The sequence below is a fragment of the Blastopirellula sp. J2-11 genome, from assembly GCF_024584705.1.
Classification (GTDB): Bacteria; Planctomycetota; Planctomycetia; order Pirellulales; family Pirellulaceae; genus Blastopirellula.
Window position 1 is genome coordinate 511,550 of sequence record NZ_CP097384.1, and the last position, 20,856, is coordinate 532,405.

Consider the following 20,856-nt stretch of genomic DNA (forward strand, 5'->3'; position numbering starts at 1 on the left):
CAGAAAACAATGAGCAAGCCGACCGTCGCCATCTTGGGCGCGAGCAACAATCGAACCAAATACGGCAACAAATCGGTTCGCGCTCATCTGCAGCAAGGATATGACGTCTACCCGATCAACCCACAAGCCGGCGAGATCGAAGGTTTGCAGGCGTACGCCAAGTTATCAGATTTGCCGATCGACAAGCTCGATCGGATTAGCGTCTATCTCCATCCCCAGGTCGGGATGAAGTTGCTGGAAGAGATCGCCGCCGCCAACGCGACAGAAGTCTTCTTCAATCCCGGCGCCGAAAGTGAAGAGCTGCTGGCCAAAGCCCGCGAATTGGGGATCGATCCAATCCAAGCTTGCAGCATTGTCGACGTCGGCATGTCGCCGCGAGAGTTGGCCGATTGAACGCGCCCATGCCGCCAGTTTGGCAGGGGGCGTCCAGACGCACCGATCCTTGCTAACCACCCTGAATACTTTCTACGCGACGCGATTGCATCCTGCGATTGCATCCTGCGATTGCATCCTGCGATTGCGTTGCCACGCGATGAGATGGTTACCTTGTTGGCAGGTTCGCGGTGCGTCTTGACGCACCTTACGCCGCTTTCTTCGCTTCCTTGGCGGGCGCGGGTCGACGCTGCAGCCAGCCTTCGCCGATTACATGCAGCGCGACGCGGTCTTCCAGGTTCGGGCGAAACACCGTCAACAGCAGCAGCGGCATGTACCACGCGAGATAAGTCGCGCCGTCGTTGGCGTGCCAAAATTGGGCGGCCAGCATGATCGCGGCGCTGCAGCTGAGCATCGTGCCCAGATTCTTTTGCGCCGGCCAAAACGCCAGGCCGCAGGCGCAGATTACAAACGCCGCCAAGATCGGGATGCGGAAGTCATTGGAGTAGATGAAGTAGTTCCAAAAGCCAGTAAAGCCTTCGCTACGCGGACTCCACAAGCCGAACATTGCACTGAACTGATTCAGGAACGTCGTGAGGTTTGGCGCGACCAGCGCCAGGGTCAGCGTCAGCAGCAGCAGCATAGCGGTCACGCCGATTGCAAACCGGACGACTCCCCGCTGCCAATAAAAGCTAATCCAGAGCGGCAGCAAAAAGAGAGGGTAATAGACGGTGCCGATCGCTAATCCCAGGAAGATGCCAGCCCAAGTAGGCCGCCGATAACAAAGGATCGCCCAAACCAGCAGCGCCCCCGGCAAGACGTGATCAACGCGACCGGTGTAGAGCGCCGTATAGGGGATTAACAGGTAAAGCAGCGCCGCGCCGATTCCCATCGAGAGATTCTCGAAGTGTCGATAGCCGATCAGCACTACGCCGACCAGCATCGCCAGATTCGACAAGATTGCGACCAGCTTCGTCAGGATGACGATGATGCGTTGGCTACGGGCCTCTTCGTTAGTGGTCGGTTCGGACTGAGCGAACTGTGAAGTGGGAATCCGTGGCAAGAAGCTAAGCAGGCGATAGCCGGGACCAAAGTGTCGCAGCGACTTCTCGACCTCTTCCGAGTCGCCGCTGGCCAGCATCATCTCGGCGGCGCGAATCCCGCGCACGTCGGCCTCGCTTGGACGACCGACAATGATATTCGCCATCAGGAAGATAAAGAGGGCGATGCTCATGAAGGTCATGCCGCCGACCGTCAAGTTCGGTTCCAGCATCGGACGACGAACCATCGTCGGATCAATGAACAGCCGCACGACCAACAGGCCGCTCAGGCAGAAGAGCCAGATGTAGCCATACTTTTCGAGTTGCCGCCCAATGTCGCGAGCCGCCGTTCGCGCCGCTTCCTTTTCGTCCGCCTCGGAGGGGTTCTCTGGCAAGGGAACGACTTCCGCCAATTCGGGTTCTTCGCCGGGCTCCAGATCAAACGAGTTCGAGAGTTCAGCGGTCGGCGGAAGCGGGAGTTGTGAGTTCGGATCGTCGGGGGAAGCGTCAGGGTTGGCCGCAGCGATCGCCGGCTGCGACGATTCCAAGATTTGCTGTTGCCCAAAATGGACCATCAGCATTCCCGGCGCCATCAAGATGATCAGGAAGATGTCAAGATTGCGGACGCTCCAGACCCGATTGAACTTAAAGTACAGACCAATCGCCAGCAGCGACGCGACATAGGCCCACGTCGAGGGATTGATGCTTTCGTATTGAAAGAGGATCTCACGCATCGTTACTTTCGGCGTGAGCCATGGTGCGGTTGCGCATATCAGGACCGCCGCCGAGCGATCACGGAGGCATCAAAGTCAGGTTGGGGATTCAAGTCAATCTATTCAGCATATTGGTTTTTGCGATAGATGCAAGAACAAGCCCGCTCGCCAATGGTTGCGAGCGATGTCGTAAGCCTTTATTAAAAAAAGGTTTGCGCAGACAAGGCGCCCTATGTCGCCATGATGGACCAGCACCGGCGAATCGCGGATGTTTTGCCAAAGTATGCCCCAATGGGGGCGTAATTCGTCATCGCCTGCGGAAAGCTTCATTAACCGACTGCGCCGGTCATCGGCGTTTCTTCATCTTTCCCAACTAGCCTAGGACGGTATTGCGCCAAATGGGCCAAGGGAACGAAAGCGGCAAGTATGTCGGATGACGAGAGGATTCGCTTCAAATGCGATTCCTGCAAGCAAACACTCAAAGCGAAAGCGAAGCATGCTGGCCGTAGCTTCGCTTGTCCCTATTGCAGTACCAAGATCCGCGTTCCCCAGGTCGCCGGAGAGAAAGCGACCGCTGACGACAGCGGTTTGCCGGTCGACAGTCAGCCTCCCGCTAATGAAACCAAGGGAGCGCCGGTGGTCAAAAGCGTCCAACCAAAGTCACGGGATCGCTCGACTGTCATTCTCAAGACAGGTCCTCCGGCCAAAGAAAAGCAAAAACGGTCTGCCCGCAAGCTGGGAGTGGAGTTTGAAGCGGATGTCAGCGAGCGAGAACTAGAGCAATTGATCCAGTGGGCCAAGCAAAACCGCAAGCAGCGGATCAAAGAAGCGACCGACAAATTTCAGGCGATCGTCAGCGAGATCACCCCTGTCGAATGGATGGATGAGATGCTCGTCCGCCGTTTTTCGGGCGTTCTCGTTTTGTTTGATACGGACGAGATGGAAGGAAGCGCCGAGAACGCTGCTAAAGCATCGCCCCGGCTCTTCTCGACCGAGAACCTTTCGCCCGACGAGATCGAGCGCCTTTTCGAACTATTGCCGCAGCTTTTCGCACGCACCGACGATGGAGCAATCCGCCCCATCGAAAATACGATGGCGACGTATCAGTTTGACGATGAGGAGGAGGATTAACGACTACCCCAAGCAGCGTCTCGCGCGGCGATCAAAACGGCTATTTCTTCGCCGCGTCGACCGCCAACGTTTGGAACGCTTTGCGGACGTCGCTGTCATCGCCGTTGCCGAAACCGCTACGCTGGATCATCAGGACGAAGATCCTCTGCTGCTTAGGATCGATCCAGCCTTGCGTACCAAAGGCGCCGCCGTGACCGAACGTGCCGGGGCTGAGCATCTCGGTCACCCCTTGCGGAGTTTGCACCAGGCAAAAGCCAAGTCCCCAGCCGCAGCCGGCGGTGAAGCCAGTTTGCAGATCGCCCGTTTGCAGCTTGGTCATCTCGGCGACGGCCGATTCTGACACGTAACGTTTGCCGTTCGACTGGCCGCCGTCGAGCATCATCTGGTAGTACTTCACTAGGTCGGACGCGGTGGAGTGAAGACCGGCGCTCGGGTTAGGGCCTTTAACTTTGCTGGGGTCTGAATAGGGATTGCCGGAGTATTTCAGCGTGCCGGGATCGTCGCCGGGAGAGTAAATCTTGGCGGTGCGGGCCTGTTGCTCTTCGCTAGGAAAGAACGTCGTGTCATGCATGCCGAGCGGTTGGAAGAGGCGCGTGTCGAGGAAGTTCTCGAGCGGCATGCCGCTGACGATTTCGACAATGCGGCCGGCGACGGTTATTCCAGGACTGTATGACCATTTCGAGCCGGGCTGAAACAGCAGCGAGCGCGTCGAAATATCTTGCGCGGCGTCGGCCAGCGAAGTCTCAAACGCTTGGCTCCCTTGGAAGCCGGCAGTATGAGTCAGGCAGTCGCGCAGGGTGATCGGTCGCGCAAGGGCTGAGCCATCTTTCAGTTGCGCCTTGGCGAAGGCCGGCAGGTATTTCGAGATCGGCTCGTCAAGCGACAGCTTGCCTTCGTTGACCAGCATCATGACGGCGGTTGCGGTGATTGGTTTGGTCATCGACGCGATGGCGAACATCGTGTCGGTCGTCATCGGGCGATCGGTTTCGAGGTCGGCTTTGCCGTCGGCGGCGTGATGAATGATCTGGCCCTCTTGGGCGACCAGCGTGACCGCGCCAGAGATTTTTCCGGCGGCGGCGAACTTCTGCATCGCCGCTGAGATCGCCGGAATCTGGGGGGTGTCGGCCGCCGCGATCGGCGCCAGCAGAAATAGCATGGATAGGGAGAGTAAGGCAGTCAGGCGACGCATCGGTAGGCTCCTCGGGTAGCGGCGGAAATGGGGGGTGCCCTCAATTTAACGGACTCCGATGCGGTTTTCCTCCTTTTGCGGCCAATTCGCTAGGTTTCGGGGAGAAGTCGATGAAGAATTGAGGTTTGCCGTTGATTTTACGGCGAATCTGGATAGTATTGAGCTTGTACTTGAGTGCAATTGAATTGCAAGTCTGGTCCCGATTGCAAATTTTCCTGATGCAGAATCTGACCGCCAAATTCGTCTTCCTCGCTTATGTCGCTTCGGTGACGTTGGCTCAGGGGTTGCACGGGCTGTCAGGTTGCACTCACGGACACGCTCCGCATACGCACGTCCATGCGCATGCTCACGGCGATCATGGTCATCATCACCACCAGCATGATCATGCGCACGCGTCGATCGTCCAGACGCCGCGAACCATCGTGCTGGGCGAAGTTCAGCTGCGCAGCGATTCGCACGCCTGGCATGACTGCTCGATTTGCCACTTTCTGCAGCAGAATCTCACCTACGCTGCAGCGACGTCTACCGATGTCGCTCAAGAGGTCGCACGTTCGCTAGTGCGGACGCTGCCCGCTTCGCCGCAACTGGCGATTTTCTCTCCGGTCTCGCCTCGAGCGCCGCCGGTCGTTTAACGCATGGCGCAGTTTCGCTGCGCCGTGACATACGACTTGGTTTTGGATCGCAGCATGTCTGTTGTGATCGGCCTGACCGATTTTTTTGATCGCAGGCGACTCGAGCATTCCTATCTTCACCGGAGAGCCTACCGTGCCCAAGCGCGATGCATTTACGTTAGTTGAACTGTTGGTCGTGATTGCGATCATCGGCATTTTGATCGCTTTGTTGTTGCCGGCGGTGCAGCAAGCCCGTGAAGCGGCTCGACGGATGTCTTGCACTAACAACCTGAAACAGATCGGCCTGGCGAGCCACAACTATCACGACACGTTCCAATCGTTCCCCTCTGGCTGGATCGCGACCGTCGAAGGAACCAGCACGCCGTTCGCGCATGGCGAACCTGGCTGGGGTTGGGGCGCACAGTTGTTGCCGATGCTGGAGCAACAGAATGTCGTCGACAACTTGATTGACTTCCGGCTTTCGATTCGCAACGCGGCCCACGAAGCGGTGCGGACGCATCATGTCCAAGGGTATCATTGCCCATCAGACCGAGCCCCGTTCACCTTTGAAGTGCATGGCGAAGAGCATGGCCACGAAGAGTCCGAGGGCGAAGATCACGACGACATCGAACTCGCGTCCGCCAGTTATATCGGCGTCTTCGGTTCGACCGATAATGGAGCGACGACGATCGAAGATTGCGAAGATTTTTCGGCCGGCGCCAAGTGCAGCGGCAACGGCGTCTTCCATCACAACAGCAACACGAGATTTGCCCATATCACCGACGGCACGTCCAATACGTTCTTCTGCGGCGAGCGGATGTTTACCGACGAAGCGCCATCGACCTGGGTCGGTTCGGTGAGTGAATCGGAATACGCAATCGAGCGAATCTTAGGAATCGTCGACGCCCATCCGCCGAATGACGACGACAACCATCCTGAAGATTTCCGCAGCCGTCACCCGGCCGGAACCAACTTTGCGTTTTGCGATGGTTCGGTCCATCTGATCGTCGAAACGATCGACATCCAGATCTATCGCAATCTGGCGAATCGACAAGATGGAAGCGTGATTCCGTCTGACGGGTACTAATCGAGCGATGACGATCAGCAACAAAAACAGGGGCCGATATCGGCCCCTGAACTGTTGATTGTTGTTCGTGCGGCGAGACTATTTCTGCTCGCCCAGCATTCCTTGCTTCTGCATGAACGAGGTCACGACCTTCGGCCAGTGGGTCACTTCATGCTCGGTGGGGCGAAGTCCATAGCCGTGTCCGCCGGTCGGGTAGATATGGAGTTCTGCCGACGTCTTCAACCGCTTTAGCCCCAGAAAGAAGGCGATGCTGTTGTTGCAGGGGATCGGGTCATCTTCGGCGTGAATCATGATCGCCGGAGGAGTGGTCGCGGTTACTTGGACGAGGTCATTCAGGACGACGCTATCGGGTTCAGTGGTCAGATAGGCGGGATAAACCAGCACCAAGAAATCAGGGCGACTGCTGAGCTTGTCGGCGTCATCGATCGGTTCGTACGTTTTCAGTTCGTGACAAACCCCGGTGATCGCGGTCAGATTGCCGCCGGCCGAGAAGCCGAGCAGCCCAATGCGGTTGGGATCAATGTCCCACGCGGCGGCATGTTCGCGCGTCAATCGCATCGCTCGCTGGGCGTCTTGCATCGGCCCGATCTGGTAGTCTCCTTTGGCCCGCGGCACGCGATAGTGGAGGAGGACGGCGGTGACGCCGATGTCGTTGAGCCATTTAGCGACTTCGGTCCCTTCCAGATCATACGCCAGAATGTTGTAACCGCCGCCGGGACAGACGACGACCGCAGCGCCGTTGCGCTTATCGGCAGCGGGTTGATAGACCGTAATCATCGGTTTGGTGACCTTGGTCACTTTGCGTCCGATCCGCTGATCGATTACTTCAACAATTTCTTCTTTGACCGATTGGTCTTGGTCAGGAACCTGACCGGCAGGCCAGAGGTTGAGTTCCGTATTATCCGCCAAAACCGGCGAAGCGGCGAGGCTGAGCAACGCAGCGGCGAGCATGGTTTTCATGGGGAAACCTGGGGTGAGAGTTTTGAAGTTGTGTCATTTGGCGTTGCGTATCGGCATTTCTCTTCATAGCACGAAACGCGAGTTTTGAGGTTGCGCTATTTCGAATCAATCGAACACTAGCCCGCCAGCGCCAGCGAGGGAATACGGCTCGCCACTTCAATCCGTGTTAGGATCGCCAACTTTATTCCCTCGCTGGCGCTGGCGGGCTAGTGTGACGATTTGCGGTTGATTCTGGCCGTAATAACGTCCTTTATTCGTGTTCGATTGCTCGCGCTTCGGGCGACGAAGAAAAATCGGCGCCTCTGATTTCACAAAACGCAACTTCACTAGGTGAGGGCAGGGAGGTGGCGTATCCGCGAGAATAGCCGACGCCGCAGAGCGATGCAACTTTGGGCGGAAGAGGGACGCATCAACGCTCGGTTTGCAACTCATCCGCGCTCATCGCGCCATGACTGCGCAATAGTTCGATCACCGCCGGATCATCGGTCCAGTCGAGCGCCGCCAGTTGGCAGCCGGGGTCGCCGTATAGATTGTATAGCCGGTTCAAGTCGGCGCCGGCTTCGACCAACAGCGTCACGTAGCGAAGTCGGCGATCCGGAGAGATCTTCCAATTGAGGGCCGAAACGAGCGAGCGATCGAGGTTCGGGTTAGCGCCGCGCTTGATCAACAACTCGACCACTTCATCCTTCTCGTGCATGATCGCCGTTTGCAGCGGCGTTTCGCCGGTCGGAATCAGTTGAACATCGATGTTGTAGCCTGCGTCCAGCATCACCGCGACGACTGATGCTGCACCCCGTTTGACCGCCAGATTGAGCCAAGTACGTTTCAGATCTTCGGTCGTGACAAAGTCTCGGACCAACGAACGATCGGCGGTGAGAATCTCTTGCACCAGGGCGGCGTCGCCGGCATAAATGGCGCGGCCCAGGTTTTGATTAGCGATCGGATCAAACAACGGACGATGCTTTCCTGAATCGTGGGTCGAAACGTCCCATTCTAGCTGCTACTCTGCCGCAGCGCCGACCGGATCGCGATAAACTCGCCAACGTTTTCTAGATCGACCACGCCGACCAGTTGCCCGCCGACGACAATCGGCATCGAGTTACAAGCGCCTTGCTGCAGGCGTTCGTAGGCGGTTTGCAGCATTTCGCCGGGGGTAGCGACCTGAAAATCGGTTCGCATCACGGTGCTAACCGCCGCTCCGTTACCATTTTCGGCCAGCGCCTTCAGTAGGTCATGCTTGGTCAACATCCCGACGACATGCCCCCCTTCGACCACCGGGAAATCTTGCTGAAATCCGGCGAGCACATGCGCCGCCGCGGCGCCGAGGGTTTCGTCTGGGCGGACCGTTTGAAAATGGGTGATCATGGCGCTGCGGATCGGAATGCCGGTCAGGGCAAATTTTCGCGTGACCATCGCCGCTTCCGCCGTCGCCCCCATCCAGACGAACAAGGCGATAAAAACGAGAAACGGATTGTAAAAGAGGCCGGCGAAGCCGAAGAGAAACGCCATCATTTGGCCGACTCCGGCGGCGATCTGCGTCGCCTGAACGTAGTCCATGTTCATCGCCAGAAAAGCGCGAAGCACGCGTCCCCCGTCCATCGGAAACGCAGGCAGCATGTTGAACAGCACCATAATGACGTTGAAGCCGAACATGATGAAGCAGATCGACGCCGCCTGTTGCGCAAGCGTGTGATCGGTCATGGTCGAGATCGAGGAGTTTTCGGAAACGACGGAACTGAGATATTCCAGGGCCATATTGCGATCAGGGCCTAAACTGCCGATCAAGAGGGTCAGCGCCAGAAAGATCACCGCCAGCACGACGTTGACCATCGGCCCGGCGATCGCAACCACGAGTTCTTGTTTCGGATCTTCCGGCATTCGCTCAAGCCGTGCGACGCCGCCGATCGGCAGCAGTGTGATGTCCTTCGTGCCGATTCCATAGCGTCGGGCAGCCAACGCATGCCCCAGTTCATGCAGCACCACAATGGTGAAAATAGCGACGACCATCGCCATCCCCAGCACCGCGTCGCTGAAATCGTCGCCGCGGGTCCAGTGAAGTGCGGCGAACCAGATCAAGATAATCAGGAAAGTGAAGTGGACGTAAACGCCGATGCCAAATAGCGTACCAATCCTTAACGACCATTTCATGCGTAAACGCCTTTCGAGCCAGGTTGCAAGATCCAGGGTGAATTGTAGAGCAGATTTGGTTGGGCTAAAGCCGCTTCAGCCGGTTCTGACGAAACGCCAACAAAAAAACGCCGCACTCCAGGGAGTACGGCGCTTTGCTGAACTTCAGCTATATCAAAGGTTTACCAAGCGAGGTTAGTCGCTGCCGATTGCAGCCCCGATCCCGGCGCCGAGATTCGCACCGCGTTGTCCGCCAACGGCTCCTCCGATTCCGGCGCCAATGTTAGCGCCTTGCTGGGCGCCGCGGTTGCCGCCGTAGTAGCCGGGACCGTAACCATTGTTGTAGCCTCGGCCATACCCGTTGTTGTAGCGGTTGTTATTGTAACGGTTGTTGTAGCCGTTATTTCCGCCGCGATAGTACGTGCGGTTCGGGCCGTTGTAGTAACCATCGTTGTAGTACGCCTGACCGCCGACGTTACCACCGTAATAATTACCTTGCTGCTGATAACCACGGGGGCGCGAGTAGTTCGCACGATCGTAGGTCACCCAGTTGCCACCGCGGTGATACATCCAGTGTCCGGCGGGGGTCCAATACCACCATTCGCCGTTATGCTGCTTGTAGCGCCACTTGGCGTTGCGGTCATTGTCAGCATGATCACGATCGCGGTCGCGATTGTCATTGCGATTACGATCCATCTCGGCGCGGTTACGCGCATCAATGTCAGTCGTCGCATCGACATCCACACCGGGGTTCGGGTTGGCCGGATCAACGTTGGCCTTCGCCTTCATCTCGCTTTCTAGTTGCGAATCAAGTCGCGGAGCACGATCCGCTTTGGCGTCTACATCGACGGCGGCGTCTCCTTGGGCGGCCGGGACCGGCAGCGCGTCATCTGCTTGAACCTTCGGAGGCGCGACCGCCTTTGGCGTTTCTACCTTCGGAGTATTCACGTCGACATCAACGCCTGCGTTGGCTTTTGCCGGGCCTTCGATTGCCTCGGTCAGATCTACGTCTTGAGCAGCGACAGGCAACGCCAAGGCGCAAATGCCCAAGAGGCCCATCCAGCTCCATGTGGTTTTTGTCATCGTAAGTCTCCTCAGTCAAGTTCATCGGTCATCCGCGAATCTCAAAACGCGGTGTTGTTTCCACGAGAAGACAGAGGAGCAAAGACCATGCCGATTGAGCTATAGCTGGTTTTCTCGGCGTTTTTTAGCAAAACCAAGCACAACGGCGCCGGCGCGGCGACCATCGTGAAGCGTCAGCCGCCAACAGACAAGCAAAAACAAATCAGCAGGCGAGAAGCCAACGATTGGGAGGGAAGAAGAACGAGTCGCGAAAGAGATCGCAGGCAAGAAATAAAAAAGCCCGGCGCGCGATTGCTAGGTGTCAACGCGCGTCGGGTTCACGCTACGGGTCAGTTACCTAACGCTCCGTGTAGCGTCCCTGTTCGACTGCGGTCATCTGGAGCCAGATAAACCGAAAGGGCCCATCAGCCGAACACTTTCAATCTAGGTCGCGATTGGGGGCGACGCAAATATTTTTTTGCCGGCAGCGGCAACTTTTTAGAATGGCCAGAAGACCACTGCCAATACGATCGCCGCGATACTTGCGGTGCAGCCAGCCAAAACCAGCGCTCCATCTTTGGCCGTCATCCCTAAAGCAATCAACGCGATGGCTGTTCCCGGTACGGCGACCGCGAACGGGAGAAATGCAAGCGGGACGAAGAGCGCCGCCAGAATCATCACCACCAGGGCGATCGCTTGGCGAAATGGGGCTTCGATCAGAAAGGAAAGGCGGTTGTGAATCCATGGCTCGAACCATACCGCCCAGGGACGAGTCGACTTGACCGAGTTGACTAACTTCTCACGTGAGAAAGAAAAGGCGAGCAATCGCTTCGGCAGCCAGATGTGAGAGCGAGCGGCAAGCATCTGCGCCGCGATGACAAAGATCAATGCGCCGGTGAAGATCGAGACGCCTGGGATCGCGCCTAGCGGCGAGACGGCCAGCACCGCAGGAACCAATAGTACGGGGCCAAAGCTGCGGCTGTTCAACGCATCCATCACATCGCCGAACGAAGCGTTTTCGCCTGTGGTATTGTCGACTAACTGGTCGAGCACGTCGCTCAAATTCTCCGGCTTCTCCGTCGCGCAGGCCGTCTCCATCAAGATCTCCAGGTTGAGTTACTTCGCCTAATTGGCTGGGTTATCGGTTCGTCCTTCGACATCAATATTGACGCCTTGTCCGCCGCCGATATCGATATCGATCTTGGCTTTGCTTTCATCTTCTAGCGGAGCAGGATCGACGGTCGAGTCGATCGTGGGAGGAGTCGGATCGACAGGGACTTGATTGGGGGGAGGAGCACACCCGAGAAATAGCGCGGCTGCACAGACGACGCCAAGCCCAAGGTGATACATTTCAAAGGGGTCAATGCGGCGAAACATGAGAGCGACTCCAGTTTGAGGGTAGCGCGAAAAAAGAACGGCCCGCCTGGCTGGTGACTCGGCGAGCCGTTCGGCTAGGGGAAACTAGCCAGGTATCGTGACGGCCTGATCGCTGTTGTCAGCTGGCGGAGTCTCTGGCGCCGGTTGGGTTTCGATGTTCACTTCGGTTTCTGGCTCCGAATCGCCGTCAACTTGATCCTTAACTTCTTCAGCGCCTTCCTCGATCGACTTGCCGGCGTCATTTAGCATCTGCTTGCCGGACTCGACCGCCTGGCCGGCGTCTTCTTTGATTTGCTGCGTGTTGACTTCAATCGTGGTCTTGTCGCTGGAGTTCTCGACGGTGGCGTAGCCCATCGCGTAGATGATTCCGCAGGCAAGCACGATGATCACGGCGAGTGTCGCTAATACGGCGACTAGCGAGTTGCCGCGGCGTATGAGGTAAGTCTTCATGGGATTTCTCTAGGGGGTTGGATCAGAGGGTTACGGCGTCGATCACCACATCTCTCCTTTAGGCATTTCGCGGGCCAATTGGTCGCAGTTGATTCTAAACCCTTTGATATTAAAAGGTTGTGGCCTCAGTGCGGCGATCTGTGAGTTGCCCAAGATTGGCGGTCGGACGACCAGCCTGATTGCGCTACGCACGAAGAGACGAGAAGATTGGCTGTTGAATCTTGCGCGATTGAGCGTGGATGCCGCACATTTGATCGATTTCGGCCAGAACTCAAGAAAAATGAACTTCCTAAGCAAAGATGGTCGGCTATTTGCTCAGTTAGCGCATCTGAGATAGTTGCAGGAGATGCGGGTGGGGTGACGGTCACTCTATATAGCGATTTCGACCACTTATTAAGGCCAATGCGGTCGCGAACAGAGCTCCGCCGATAACCGACCAGACGATTGGAAACGTAGTGTCGCCGATTTGGATTGCCAATAGTTCGCCGATTCCAATCCAACGCGATATCCACGCGCCTAGTAAAGCACCAATAAATCCGAGCGCGACAGAAACCAGACAACCGCCGTGGGAATAGCCTGCGAGCGATTGTCCGATCGAACCGCAGATTCCGGCAACTAGCAGTAACAACAAAAATTCGATCAGGGTCATGGCGATTGTCACCTCAAATGGAATGGGCAAGCCTTACGGAACGGTTCAAGTAAGCAAGCGGCGCGCCAAAGTGCGGTCGATTGATTGGGCAATTCGTTCTACGATAGGAGCTTTCAATTCCAGTGGGAGTATTGTTAGTGGACGCCGCTGATCCGCCGAAGAAATTATTTCTCCGACTGATGGAGGCGTTCGCCGTGGGCGATTCGCTACCCGATTCTGTAAGACGCGTTTTACCGTGGTTAGTGCACGAGTTTGAGTGTCGCTTTGGATGCGTCAGCATTCCGGGCGAATCTACAAGCCCGCAGACCTTGGCTGCGCAACTCTGGCATCCCGAAGAACTGATCGATTGTGACGACGTCGCCCAGCGATTGCGGCGGCGACATTCAGAAGTTGCTCCGGCCGAAGCAGGTGAAGCGGTGCTGCGCGCCTTTGTTGAGAAGCAGCCGGTGATTGAGTTGCTCGATTCGACCCTGCACGCTGACCAATCGCTTTCGATTTTAGCGATCCCTGTATTTCTGGATGACAAGCCGGTATTAGCGATCGAACTATTCGGCGACTCCGAGAAATTAGAGGATCCACGGATCAAAATGAAATTGGCGGATGCGATGCGCGGTCTGTCGGTCTTGGCCGCTTGTTGGCGTCGCGATGAATCGTATCAACGCTTGGCGCAGATCGTTGATTCGTCGTACGACGCGATTATCAGCCGCGATATTGATGACCAGATCACCAGTTGGAACGCCGGAGCGGAAGCGGTCTACGGCTACCAGGCCGAAGAGGCGCTCGGCAAGCCGATTTCTCTTTTATTTCCGCCGACGCAGCACGAGGAAGAGCCGGAAATTGTGGAAGCTCGTGTGCACGGCAAACGATTGACGCAGTTTGAAACGGAGCGTCGTCGTCGCGACGGACGAATCATCTCGGTTTCGATCACGGTCTCTCCGTTGCGCGACGCCAACGAGCGGATTATCGGCGTCTCGACAATCGAACGCGATATTTCAGAGCGGAAATTCGCCGAACGTGAGCTGCAAAAAGCGAAAGCGGCCGCCGAACGAGCGAATCGGGCTCGCAGCGAGTTTCTCGCCAACGTCAGCCATGAGATTCGAACTCCGATGAACGCGATCATCGGCATGACCAAGTTGACTTTGGCCGAAGATCTGCCGGAAGCGGTGCGGGACTATGTCGAAACGGCGAACTCGTCGGCGCATACGTTATTGAGCTTGTTGAACGACATCCTCGACTTCTCGAAAATTGAAGCCGGCAAATTCACGATTGACCGATCCGAATTCAACCTGCGACAGACCATTGACGCAACGATGCGGGCATTGTCGGAGCGCGCCTTCTCGAAGGGATTGGAAGTCGCTATCGACTATGATTCGCGCATTCCTGAAGAATTGATCGGCGACGCGATTCGACTGCGGCAAATCATCACCAACCTGGTTTCCAACGCGGTGAAGTTTACCGAACGCGGGGAAGTGCTGTTGTCGGTCAAGCTGTTGCGGCGTTTTCCTCGTGAAGTCCGCATTCGATTTACGATCAACGATACTGGGGTCGGCATCACGGAGGCGGATCAAAAACGAATTTTCGAGCCGTTCACGCAAGTCGACAGCTCTTCCACACGAAATTTTGGCGGCAGCGGATTGGGGCTGACGATCTGTCACGAACTGCTGGAGTTGATGGGAGGGCGTCTGGAACTGAGTAGTGAACCCGGCGTCGGCAGCCGGTTTTCGTTCGCACTCCTCTTTCCACGCACAAGGACCGCCGAAAGTCGCCTGCGAAGTGCGATCCTTCCGCCAGAGTTCGCCGGCATGCAGGTGCTGGTCGTCGACGACAACGAAACTAACCGAAAGATCTTGCGTGAACTGCTACGTTCATGGGAATTGGACGCATTTACCACTTCTGACGCCGAAGAAGCGATTCGTCTGTTTAGCGAAAAGCAAAAGGTGGGCGACCCGTTTGATTTGGTGCTGATTGATGCGCTGATGCCGGGGATCGACGGCTACGATTTGTGCAAACGACTGGGAGAGGTCGCAGGAAAGACTCCACCGATCGTGTTGATGGCGGCTCCAAGCGATCGACATCACTTTCGCGAACGTGAAGAAGATTTGCCGATTCGTTCGACGTTGGCCAAACCGATCACCGCGTCGAGCTTGCATGACTCCTTAGTCGAAGCGATGGCGATCGCCGCGCCAGAAAGTCAACGCTCCCGTTCGGTTGAAGTGTTATCGAGCTTTAACGCATTGCGAGTGATGCTGGTCGAAGACACCGCCGCGAATCGCAAGCTGGTGACGAGCCTGCTGAAAAAGCGGGGGCATATCGTCGTCGAGGCGCACAATGGACGTGAAGCGCTCGAGAAATATCGGGACGATGAATTTGACGTGATCCTGATGGATGTGCAAATGCCGATCATGGATGGGTTGCAGACGACTGCCGCGATCCGTCAGATTGAACGTGAAGAAGGTTTTGAAGCGACGCCGATTATCGCGATGACGGCCCATGCGATGCAGGGAGATCGCGAGAAGTGTCTTGGCGCCGGAATGGACGCGTATATCTCCAAGCCGATCGATATTGACGATCTGCTTGCCACCCTAGAAAGCCTGGCCAACGATTTTAGCAACAGTATGAACGGCGAAAACGAATCCAATCCGATCAAGATCCGCCCGCAAGGGGAACCGTTGCACCTGGAATCAACTCTGGAGCGATTGGGAGGCGATCTCGAATTGTTCCGCGATTTCGTCGGCTTTTACGACGAAGACTCGCAAGCGCTGTTACGTGATCTGGTTGAAGCGTCTCAAGCAGGCGATGCACGCCGTTTAGAGTTGGCTTCGCACAGTCTCAAAGGGTTGGCCGGCAATGTCGGCGGTGAGGCGGCTTCTCATTTGGCGGCCCAAATGGAAGAAGCGGTCCGTTCTGGAAAGATCGAACAAGCGCAGGGAATGATCGATGCGATGCTCGCCGAGTTTGATCGCCTGGCGAAAGCGCTCGAGCCTTTTCGGCGTTAAGCGACTTCTTTCTGGTCGCCGCACGTCCACAGCGACGGCGATCAAATCATTCACCGTTGGCGGTCGCACGCATTTCTAACAAGCGATGAGAATTCTAACTCGTTGCACTCACTGTGGTTAAGTAGACGCTTTTGCCGCTGTTGCAACGTTTGGCATACCAACTGCATTAGAGGTCTTTTCGAACACAACATCTCGCAACCATCCCAGGCTTGCGAGATCATCCAACAAACCTGCCTTTCTGAAGGAGACTGTTATGTTGTCATGGGCTTTGATGTTTTTCATTATCGCGCTGATCGCTGCTGGACTTGGTTTTGGCGGCGTTGCTGGCGCAGCGGCTGGTATCGCGAAGATTTTGTTCTTCGTCTTTCTAGTCTTGTTCGTCGTGAGTCTGTTGGGCGGCATGGTCCGTCGGCCTGTCGCTTAGGCGTAGACGCATGTCGAGTATCGTTGAAAACGCCGGGCGTAGTGTCGCCCGGCCCGGGTTAATCAGCGACGGCAAGTGAGATGGCACGGAAGGATTCATCGAGTCACTTTATTCTTTTCTAAGTAGGAGCCGTCATGTCTCATATGAATACGATTTTTCAATTAGACGAAGAAACGCTTGCGGCATTGCACGAACTCACACGAGCTTTGCACGACAGTCAAACGGCGCTCACCGATTCCGCCGCGAAGGTCGAATGCCCGCAAACAGCGCGGCTTTTCTACGAATTGGCGACGCGTCGCGCTCAGTTGGAGCATGAGTTGCGTCAGTACATACAGCTAAACGACGAGAATCCTCCTTCCTCCGGCACGCTGATGGGAGAAGCCCAAAAGTTATGGATGGCGCTTCGTTCTTCGGTCTCGGGAGGAAAGCTGGAATTCATCCTAGCGGACATGGAGCGTTTGGAGGATTATCTGGTCGATGAATATAAGACGTTATTACCCAAGACTGCCGGCAGTCCCTTAAGCGCCGTCCTCCACGAACAGTTCGTTGCAGTCAAGCAGGGTCGCGATCAAGTTCGCGAATTCCGCCAACAGAAATTGCAATAGAACAACCGATCCTTCCGAAAGGCGATCGGAAGAAGTTGGGTGATGGGAGGGAACGCGGCTGCAAGTGCAGCCGCGTTCTTTATTTCGCCAAGGAGAATAATCATGAGCCAAGATTGTCTAATCGGCGCGTTTGATTCGTCGAACGATTGGGAAACCGCCCAACGTGAAATGGAGTTGCGAGGACTGACGACCGCTAACTTCAAACTAGTGCGCGATGTGCACGACCTGCGTGCGCTTGCGCCCCATATCGCCATGCAAACCGATCAAGCGAAGCCGCGACTTTTATGGGGTGCTGCGCTGGGCGGATTGCTCGGCGCGGTCGGATCGTTTTTCGCCATGTTTGCGCTTGGAGGAGAGTTGGCGGCGAGCAGCGCACCGCTAGGAATCGCCGTGACTGGAGCAATCGTCGGCGCGCTGATTGGCGCTATGTCTGGCTGGGGACGTCCCCGTGACCAGGAAGCGGAGATCATGGCCTTGTTCGCTGATCGACAAGGTGTCGTCGTACGCGGCGATCCCGAGCAACTCGCCCAGGCCGAACACGCGCTGCGTGCGGCCGACGCCGTCGTGATTCGCTACTACGCCGCCCCGGCCGATTCGCCAGAACGCATTGCCGAAGGAATAGACATGGAGGAAGAAAGCCGCCCTCATCGGGCGGCCTAAAAGATGACATGGAGAGGGCTACGAAGAGAAGGGGGGGAGTTATTCGTCCCCTTTGACGACCTGTTCGACGGTTATGCCGAGCGCCCGCATTTTGTGACGCAGGCTGCCGCGGGTAATTCCGAGCAGAACGGCCGCTTTCGATTGATTGCCGGCGGTCTTGTCGAGTACGAACGAAAGCAGTCGGTGCTCCATCCACTCTAGCGATTCGGCGTACATATCTTCTGAGTCGCGACTTTCGAGTTGTCCTAAAAAGACGTCGAAGGCGTCATCTTGATTGCCGGAAGAAGTGCCGCGCGTGGGAGACGCTTCACCAAAAACTTCCGGCGGGAGCCACTCTGGCGCTAGGACGGTTGATGTGGCCATTAACATCGATTTACGCAGTACGCCTTGCAATTCGCGGATGTTGCCGGGCCAGTCGTACGACTTGAGCCGAGCGAGCGATTCGGCCGAAAGTCCGGTAATTTCTTTTCCCAACTGTTTGTTGAACTGCTTCAGGAAGTATTGAACCAGTTGCTCAAGATCGCCGTCCCGATCACGGAGCGGCGGGATCGCGATTTCAAACGACTTCAAGCGATGAAACAGGTCCAAGCGAAAATCACCATCCGCGATCATCTCTTCCAGGTCGCGATTGGTCGCCGAGATGATGCGGACATCGGTGGTGATTGTTTCGGCTCCGCCGAGACGCTCAAAGCGTTGGTCCTGTAACAGGCGAAGAACTTTGGCTTGGATCGTGAGAGACATGTCCCCCACTTCGTCCAGGAAAATTGTGCCGCCGTTGCATTGCTCGAACTTGCCGATGCGACGCGAGTCGGCCCCGGTAAAGGCGCCTTTCTCGTGGCCGAACAGTTCGCTTTCGAGCAAGGTTTCGCTCAGTGCGGCGCAATTGACCGCCAAAAAGGGTTGGTCATTGCGATTGCTGTGCTGATAGATCGCCCGCGCGATCAGTTCTTTGCCGCTGCCGCTTTCGCCGCGAATGAGCACGTTGACGTTCTGGGCGGCGACGCGGCCCACTTCTTTATAGACCGCCAACATTTGCGGACTGCGACCGACCAGCAGATCGCCGGTCTCGTTTTCGTCCTCTTGCTGGGGAGTCAGTACGACCGGCTCGTGCATCAAGCGGCGATTCTCGATCGCTCGTTCGACCAGTTCTTGGACCATGCCTACATCGAGCGGCTTGACCAAATAGTCATAGGCGCCCAATTTCATCGCCTCGATGGTCGTTTCGCTATCGTCGCGACCAGTGACGAAAATAATCGGTAATTTAGAGTCGATCTTCCGGATCTGGCGGGCAATTTCGAGACCGCTGATCTCCGGCAACATAATGTCCAGCAGCAGTACGTCGACTGCATGGTTTTCGATCAGCGGAATCACTTCGGCGGCGCGCTGAGCGGTCAGAACGTCAACAGCACTACCTTCAAAGCAACGCTGAACGAGGCGCGCTACAGCTCGATCGTCATCTACGACAAGAATCTGCGTCATGGGTGTATAGAGACCTGCGGATCTTCCGCGCCTCCTCCTCAAGTGTTATTCCCGGCTAGCGACAGTTTACTCCCAGACGTATCGATCAGTCTAGTTGCGACTGGACAGCGACAGGGGTTTGCGCAAAACTTTGTCAAACTACCGCAAAAAGTGGGGCAATAACTGCGGGGGAAATATGGCCCCAGCCAAGGACTACTGCGCCAGATTTTCGTCAGCCGTCACCGGACGTTGCATCTGCTCTAAATGAATCTGGTCGATATCGAGACAAGCACTTTCGACATAGAACCCCAGTTTTCCCTCCGAAAACGTCTGATCAGCCAGGGAAATTACGATGCGATGGTCGATCGAAAACTCGATGTAGCTGCCGTAAGCTACTAGGCGAATCTCGCAGGGACGGTCCAAACGGCTTCGCCAGTAGCCGGCTTGCAGCGTGTCAAAACGCATCATGTGCTCGCCGGTCGCTGCATGGTCAGTCGCCCAGGATCGCAGCTGAGCGACTCCGCGATACATATCCAGCGACATGAAATAGCCGTCCTGCGTCTCGGGGTTGATCCGAAAGACGAGCCCGCATTTGCCGTTGCCTTGCATGTCTAGCCGCGCCCGAAAGCGAAAACAATCGACCGTCGAGTGAAACAAAAACGCCTGAAAACCGGCGTCGTTTCGTAAGCGAATCGAACTGGCCTCATTATTTACTTCGGCCGAACCATCCTTGTCGGCCAGCATTTTCGAGATCTGAAAAACCTCGCTGGTCACGTCGGCTTTAATTCGTTTGTCGAAGCCTTCAAACGACGCGACCTGCAATTGACCGTCCGAGAGTTGCCGAATTCGCTTGGGCGGAGGAAGCAGATTTTTCACCGTCCGCTTCGTGATGTCATGCGAGTAAAAATTCCAGATCATCGGGCCATGGTCGTCAAAGCAGATTCGCCCGGCGTAGTTTCCCTTGGGCAAGAGAACGTTGTCGAAAAAGTTCGCCCACGGCTTTTCAAGATCGGAAGCGTGCCAGTAACGAATTTTGGCGTCTTCTCGGATGCTGCCGATCAAATATCGTTCGCCGCGCAGCTTCATCAGGTTGGGGACTTCGATGTCATCGTACAGCCCGGGATGAAACAGGCTGGGATTCGCTTCAAATTGGTTTTCGGCGGTTTCTTCCAACAAAGCGACGCAGCCGCGACGACAGACCGGACCATCCGGAACGCGGGCTGCTGCTAGCAGCCAGCCTTGGTTTTCGTCTCGATAATAGAACGGGTCACGCCAACTGATCCAACTGCGACCCTCAGACAATTTACTTTCGTAGTAGGGCGCCGGCGACTCCAGCGGGAAATGGCTCGTCTCTTCATAGTGCGCGTTAATGTTGCTGGCCGGCGCGTTCTTCACGCGGCAACGCTTGCATTGGCTGACCCAGCGGACCGGTGATTTGACCCATTGGTACAAGTCGTCGCTGGTCGCCATCCCTAGTCGCTGCACCAATCCGTTGTCATGCTGCGCGAGCCCGGTGTAGAACATTCGCCATGAATTTGGCTTGAACGGATTGGGCGTCACGTGCATCGTCCAGAGCATCGAATCGTCCCACGCGCCGGGATGTCCGATAAACAGCGCATTCTCGACGCGATGCCAGGCCAGACCATCGTCACTGACCGCATGTGCGATAAAGTCGTGATTCGGCAGAACGAGGTGAAAGAGGTGATACAGCCCGTCGTGAAACACGACGTCGACGTCTCCCATCGTCTTGCGACTGCTTTCCGACTCTTGGTACATATGCGTAAAACCGTTCCTGCTGCGAGATCAAAGTTTCCCCTCTAATCTAGCAGGTCGCTCAGATGAACCAAGATTAGTCTGCTCTTCGTTGCCCGCAGCGCGAGTTTTGGAGTTGCGTTATTTCCCTGGTTGGCCGCGATAGCTCCGCTATCCGCGGCGGCGCAGCCGT

19 protein-coding genes are annotated in these 20,856 nt (G+C 56.3%); 8 read left to right on the forward strand and 11 right to left on the reverse strand.

From position 1 onward, the window contains the following. The first annotated feature begins 9 nt into the window (after positions 1 to 9). Positions 10 to 393 (forward strand): CoA-binding protein, encoded by a 384-nt coding sequence (locus tag M4951_RS02160; protein ID WP_262024843.1) that lies wholly within the window; start codon positions 10 to 12, stop codon positions 391 to 393. A gap of 187 nt (positions 394 to 580) precedes the next feature. Here M4951_RS02160 and M4951_RS02165 read toward each other — a convergent pair whose 3' ends face one another. Next, positions 581 to 2,146, reverse strand: coding sequence for a hypothetical protein (locus tag M4951_RS02165; RefSeq protein ID WP_262024844.1), 1,566 nt, complete (start codon positions 2,144 to 2,146; stop codon positions 581 to 583). 405 nt (positions 2,147 to 2,551) lie between these two features. Between M4951_RS02165 and M4951_RS02170 the strand changes: the two genes are divergently transcribed. Further along, on the forward strand, positions 2,552 to 3,256 hold the full coding sequence (locus tag M4951_RS02170; protein WP_262024845.1) for a hypothetical protein: 705 nt from the start codon (positions 2,552 to 2,554) through the stop codon (positions 3,254 to 3,256). 40 nt (positions 3,257 to 3,296) lie between these two features. Here the strand turns inward: M4951_RS02170 and M4951_RS02175 are convergent, their stop codons facing one another. Then, a complete protein-coding gene (locus M4951_RS02175) occupies positions 3,297 to 4,445 on the reverse strand; it encodes a serine hydrolase domain-containing protein (RefSeq protein ID WP_262024846.1) in 1,149 nt (382 codons plus the stop codon). Positions 4,446 to 4,615: 170 nt separating this feature from the next. Between M4951_RS02175 and M4951_RS02180 the strand changes: the two genes are divergently transcribed. After that, positions 4,616 to 5,077, forward strand: coding sequence for a hypothetical protein (locus M4951_RS02180; protein ID WP_262024847.1), 462 nt, complete (start codon positions 4,616 to 4,618; stop codon positions 5,075 to 5,077). A gap of 133 nt (positions 5,078 to 5,210) precedes the next feature. Further along, positions 5,211 to 6,143, forward strand: coding sequence for a DUF1559 domain-containing protein (locus M4951_RS02185; protein ID WP_262024848.1), 933 nt, complete (start codon positions 5,211 to 5,213; stop codon positions 6,141 to 6,143). A gap of 78 nt (positions 6,144 to 6,221) precedes the next feature. On the opposite strand, the gene M4951_RS02190 is transcribed toward M4951_RS02185, so the two are convergent. The 7 genes from M4951_RS02190 to M4951_RS02220 form a co-directional block, all read right to left on the reverse strand. After that, complete coding sequence (locus M4951_RS02190) at positions 6,222 to 7,103, reverse strand: alpha/beta hydrolase (protein ID WP_262024849.1); 882 nt, start codon at positions 7,101 to 7,103, stop codon at positions 6,222 to 6,224. Between the two features lie 409 nt (positions 7,104 to 7,512). Next, entirely contained in the window at positions 7,513 to 8,055 is a 543-nt protein-coding gene (locus M4951_RS02195; RefSeq protein WP_262024850.1) for an ankyrin repeat domain-containing protein, read from the reverse strand. Between the two features lie 41 nt (positions 8,056 to 8,096). Next, a complete protein-coding gene (locus M4951_RS02200; protein WP_262024851.1) occupies positions 8,097 to 9,251 on the reverse strand; it encodes a site-2 protease family protein in 1,155 nt (384 codons plus the stop codon). Between the two features lie 174 nt (positions 9,252 to 9,425). Next, positions 9,426 to 10,313, reverse strand: a complete 888-nt coding sequence (locus tag M4951_RS02205) for a hypothetical protein (RefSeq protein WP_262024852.1) — start codon at positions 10,311 to 10,313, stop codon at positions 9,426 to 9,428. Between the two features lie 477 nt (positions 10,314 to 10,790). Next, positions 10,791 to 11,390: an exopolysaccharide biosynthesis protein gene (locus tag M4951_RS02210; RefSeq protein WP_262024853.1), complete on the reverse strand. Its 600-nt coding sequence runs from the start codon at positions 11,388 to 11,390 to the stop codon at positions 10,791 to 10,793. A gap of 27 nt (positions 11,391 to 11,417) precedes the next feature. Continuing rightward, positions 11,418 to 11,669, reverse strand: coding sequence for a hypothetical protein (locus M4951_RS02215; protein ID WP_262024854.1), 252 nt, complete (start codon positions 11,667 to 11,669; stop codon positions 11,418 to 11,420). An 84-nt stretch (positions 11,670 to 11,753) separates the two neighbouring features. Further along, positions 11,754 to 12,119 (reverse strand): hypothetical protein, encoded by a 366-nt coding sequence (locus M4951_RS02220; RefSeq protein WP_262024855.1) that lies wholly within the window; start codon positions 12,117 to 12,119, stop codon positions 11,754 to 11,756. Between the two features lie 957 nt (positions 12,120 to 13,076). Here M4951_RS02220 and M4951_RS02225 point away from each other — a divergent pair. The 4 genes from M4951_RS02225 (at position 13,077) to M4951_RS02240 (ending at position 17,453) form a co-directional block, all read left to right on the forward strand. Further along, entirely contained in the window at positions 13,077 to 15,764 is a 2,688-nt protein-coding gene (locus tag M4951_RS02225) for a response regulator (RefSeq protein ID WP_262024856.1), read from the forward strand. A 253-nt stretch (positions 15,765 to 16,017) separates the two neighbouring features. Beyond that, positions 16,018 to 16,188, forward strand: coding sequence for a DUF1328 family protein (locus M4951_RS02230; protein ID WP_262024857.1), 171 nt, complete (start codon positions 16,018 to 16,020; stop codon positions 16,186 to 16,188). A gap of 134 nt (positions 16,189 to 16,322) precedes the next feature. Further along, the gene (locus M4951_RS02235) at positions 16,323 to 16,793 is read left to right on the forward strand and encodes a PA2169 family four-helix-bundle protein (protein WP_262024858.1); all 471 of its coding nucleotides are present in this window, start codon (positions 16,323 to 16,325) and stop codon (positions 16,791 to 16,793) included. Positions 16,794 to 16,895: 102 nt separating this feature from the next. Further along, positions 16,896 to 17,453: a hypothetical protein gene (locus M4951_RS02240; RefSeq protein ID WP_262024859.1), complete on the forward strand. Its 558-nt coding sequence runs from the start codon at positions 16,896 to 16,898 to the stop codon at positions 17,451 to 17,453. Between the two features lie 39 nt (positions 17,454 to 17,492). On the opposite strand, the gene M4951_RS02245 is transcribed toward M4951_RS02240, so the two are convergent. Together M4951_RS02245 and M4951_RS02250 are read right to left on the reverse strand one after the other, a co-directional pair. Then, positions 17,493 to 18,932, reverse strand: a complete 1,440-nt coding sequence (locus tag M4951_RS02245) for a sigma-54-dependent transcriptional regulator (RefSeq protein ID WP_262024860.1) — start codon at positions 18,930 to 18,932, stop codon at positions 17,493 to 17,495. Between the two features lie 192 nt (positions 18,933 to 19,124). Then, entirely contained in the window at positions 19,125 to 20,687 is a 1,563-nt protein-coding gene (locus M4951_RS02250; RefSeq protein WP_262024861.1) for a glycosyl hydrolase, read from the reverse strand. Positions 20,688 to 20,856: the final 169 nt, after the last annotated feature.